We start from the raw sequence: 3,584 nt of genomic DNA on the forward strand, positions 1-3,584 counted from the left end.
CCGCGTTTCCCTTTCCGGCGATTCCGACTCTATCAGATCCTTTCGGGCCTGACTCCCAGTCAGAGGGGGCTGCCATCCCGGCTGTTGGGCCGTTCCGACGTCTCAAACCTTAGCCGATTCCCCCGGCGGAGTTCCAATCGAGGTCCAGTGACCTGATCGAACACAGCCGAGCCCAAATCGAATTGAATTCGGGCACGCCGAAATCAATCCCGTTGGGAGATCGTGCGGATGGTTTGAGTTGCCGCTGTCGCGGCGGAGGTGCTGCCGGAGAACCGTTACGGCTCGGCGGCAACCCGAAGAACTTTACGGATCGGCGAGGGGTGTGTCAACTACCCCTGTCAAGATCTTTTCCTGGGCGAGTCGAAGGCTGGTCGGAGACCGCTCAGTCCAGGTCGCTCAGGCGCCCGCCGGCGTCCGGCTGGGCGTGCTCCACCCTACGCAGCAGCCGGGTGAGGACCTCACCGAGGACCGTGCGCTCGTCCGGGGACAGATCCTGGAGCAGGTCCTCCTCGAAGACCGTCGCCATGCGCATCGCCTCCAGCCACTTGCCGCGGCCCTCGGGGGTCAGCTCCACGATCACGCGGACGCGGTTGGACTCGTCCCGCTCCCTGGTGACCAGCCCCTCGGAGACCATGCGGTCGATCCGGTGGGTCATCGCGGCCGGCGTGAGGCCGAGGCGCTTGGCGAGGTCGCTGGGGCCCATCCGGTAGGGGTCGCCGGCGAGGACGAGGGCCTTGAGCACTTCCCAGTCGGCGCTGCTGATGCCGAGGTTCGCGGTCTGGCGGCCGTAGGCGACGTTCATGCGGCGGTTGAGGCGGCCCAGGGCCGAGACGATCTTCTCGACCTGGGGGTCGAGGTCCCGGAATTCGCGCTGGTAGGCGGCGATCTGTTCGTCGAGCGTCGGCTCCGGGACGCCGCTGGTGTCGGCCATGCGCGCAGTATGGCACGGGCTTCCTTTGCCTTGAAGTCCTTGAGTATGTACTCTTTAGCTTCTAAGTCTTCAGATCTAACTAGTTGATTGAGGTGAACGTGACCAGGGCGATGGGCGCAGCGATGCGCCGGATCCACGTGGGCAACGCACTCAGCGCGTTCGGGCTCGGCTTCACGGTCCCGTACCTGTACGTCTATGTGGCGCAGGTGCGGGGTCTTGGCGGTATGACGGCGGGGCTCGTCCTCGCCGTCTTCGCCGTGGCCGCGCTGATCGTGCTGCCGTTCGCCGGGCGGGCCATCGTCCGGCGTGGCCCGCGGCCGGTTCTGCTCGTCGCCCTGGTCCTGGCCGCCGTAGGAGCGATGAGTCTGGGGCTCGCCGGGAGTGCGGGGGCCGTGTTGGTGTCGGCCGCTGGGCTCGGGGCCGGGCAGGCCGTGATGCAGCCGGCGCTTGCCACGATGATCGTGGAGTGTTCTACGGCCGAGACGCGGTCGCGGGCGTTCGCCATGCAGTTCTTTCTGCAGAACCTCGGGCTCGGTGTCGGTGGGCTCATCGGCGGTCATCTGGTCGACACGACCAGTGCGTCGTCGTTCACCTTGCTGTTCGGGATCGAAGCGGCGATGTTCCTGGTGCTCGCCGGGGTGATGGCGACCGTGCGGATGCCGCACTCGCCGGTCATCGGGGACGCGCCCTCGCAGTCCGCCAAGGGTGCGTGGAAGCAGCTGCTCGGGAACCGGGCCATGGTGCAGTTGGGCGTGCTCGGGTTCGTCATGTTCTTCGCCTGCTACGGGCAGTTCGAGTCCGGGCTGAGTGCGTACGGGGTGGAGGCCGCCGGGATCTCCACGTCCGCCCTTGGGACCGCGCTGGCCGCCAATACCGCGATGATCGTGGTCGCGCAGTTCGCGGTGCTGAAGTTCGTCGAGCGGCGGCGGCGGTCCAGGGTGATCGCCGGGGTCGGGCTGATCTGGGCGCTGGCGTGGGTCACCGCCGGGTATGCGGGGCTCGGGCACGGGAGTCAGGAGATGGCCACGGCCGCCTTCGTGTCGACGTACGCGCTGTTCGGGCTCGGGGAGGCGATGCTGTCGCCGACCGTCGCGCCGCTGGTCGCCGATCTGGCGCCGGAGGGGATGGCCGGGCAGTACAACTCGGCCTTCGCCCTGGTGAAGCAGCTCGCACTGGCCGTCGGGCCCGCGGTGGGCGGGCCGCTCGGGGCCTCGCTGCCGGGGCCGTACGTCGTGATGTTCTTCGTGTTCTCGCTGGGGATCAGCGTGCTCGCCGTGCGGCTGGGGCGGCAGCTGACCGCCGTACAGGATCAGCCGTGGCGGGCGAAGGGGAGTCTGGTCGTCGCTCGGGGGGCCGTCGAGCCTGTCGGAGCGGACGTGTAGGTCATACCGGGGCCGCTGTCTTCGGGAGGACGAACTCGCACCACACCGCCTTGCCGCCGCCCGGGGTGCGGCGGGAGCCCCAGTTGGTGGCGATCGTGGCGACGATCGCGATGCCTCGGCCCGATTCGTCCGCCGGTTCGGCGCGGCGGCGGCGCGGGAGGTGGTCGTCGCCGTCGGTGACCTCGACGATGAGGCGGCGGTCGGTGCGGCGGAGCCGTAGGCGCATGGGTGGGGTGCCGTGCTGGAGGCTGTTGGCGACCAACTCGCTGGCGGCCAGGACGCCCAGGTCGTGCAGTTCCGTGGGGAAGCGCCAGCTGGTGAGGACTCCGGAGGCGAAGGCACGCGCGCGTGGGGCCGCTTCGACTCCGCCGAGCAGCTCCAGGGCCGCGTTGCGGAAGAGTTCGCCGTCGTGGCCCGTGTGGGTCGGGTGCTGGACGACCAGGACGGCGACGTCGTCGTCGTGGTCGGCGGTGACGCCCATCGAGCGGACCAGGCGGTCGCAGACGACCTGGGGAGTGCCGGTGGCGCCGGACAGCGCGCGCTCCAGGGAGGCGATTCCCTCGTCGAGATCCTCGTCCCGGCGTTCCACCAGGCCGTCCGTGTAGAGGACCGCCGTGGAGCCGGGGCTGAGCGGGATCGTGCCGGAGGAGTGGATCCAGCCGCCGGTGCCGAGCGGGGGGCCGGTGGGTTCGTCGGCGCGCTGGACCGTGCCCGTCTCGTCGCGGACGAGGATCGGGAGGTGGCCGGCGGAGGCGTACACCAGGCGGCCCTCGTTCGGGTCGAAGATGGCGTACACGCAGGTGGCGATCTGGTTGGCGTCGATCTCCGTGGCGAGGCCGTCCAGGAGCTGGAGGATCTCGTGCGGGGGCAGGTCGAGGCGGGCGTACGCGCGGACGGCGGTGCGGAGTTGGCCCATGACGGCCGCCGCGCGGACGCCTCGGCCCATGACGTCGCCGATGACCAGGGCGGTGCGGCCGCCGCCGAGGGTGATCACGTCGTTGACGTCGGTGGCGAAGATCAGGACGCCGCCCTCGCCGCCGTCGGCGCTCTTGGCGACCGGGGTGCAGGTGAACGTGTAGGACCGGCCGCCGGGGGCCTTGCGGGACTTGAGGGTGCGGGGCTTGCCACTGCGCAGGACCTGGTCGAGGAGCGGGAGCAGGCCGAGTTCGTCGAGCTCGGGGAGCGCCTCGCGGGCGGGTGCGCCCAGGGGGCGGTCACCGAAGGCGGCGACGTAGGCGTCGTTGACGTAGGCGATGCGCTGGTCGGGGCCG

At 70.1% G+C, this 3,584-nt stretch carries 3 protein-coding genes; 1 reads left to right on the forward strand and 2 read right to left on the reverse strand.

The annotated features are described in order from the left end of the window. Positions 1-382: 382 nt before the first annotated feature. Complete coding sequence (locus tag JHN45_RS51260; RefSeq protein WP_093628169.1) at positions 383-931, reverse strand: MarR family winged helix-turn-helix transcriptional regulator; 549 nt, start codon at positions 929-931, stop codon at positions 383-385. Between the two features lie 98 nt (positions 932-1,029). On the opposite strand from JHN45_RS51260, the gene JHN45_RS51265 reads away from it, so the two are divergent. Further along, complete coding sequence (locus JHN45_RS51265) at positions 1,030-2,313, forward strand: MFS transporter (protein WP_200717497.1); 1,284 nt, start codon at positions 1,030-1,032, stop codon at positions 2,311-2,313. Between the two features lies 1 nt (position 2,314). Here JHN45_RS51265 and JHN45_RS51270 read toward each other — a convergent pair. Beyond that, positions 2,315-3,584 (reverse strand): SpoIIE family protein phosphatase (locus JHN45_RS51270; protein ID WP_201056348.1); only part of this gene is annotated, 1,270 nt, incomplete at its 5' end.

This window comes from Streptomyces sp. MBT53 (genome assembly GCF_016654115.1).
Lineage (GTDB): Bacteria > Actinomycetota > Actinomycetes > Streptomycetales > Streptomycetaceae > Streptomyces.

Bases quoted from the DNA above. Each gene is read 5' to 3' on its own strand.
- JHN45_RS51260 (WP_093628169.1), bottom strand. From the start codon at position 931: ATGGCCGACACCAGCGGCGTCCCGGAGCCGACGCTCGACGAACAGATC.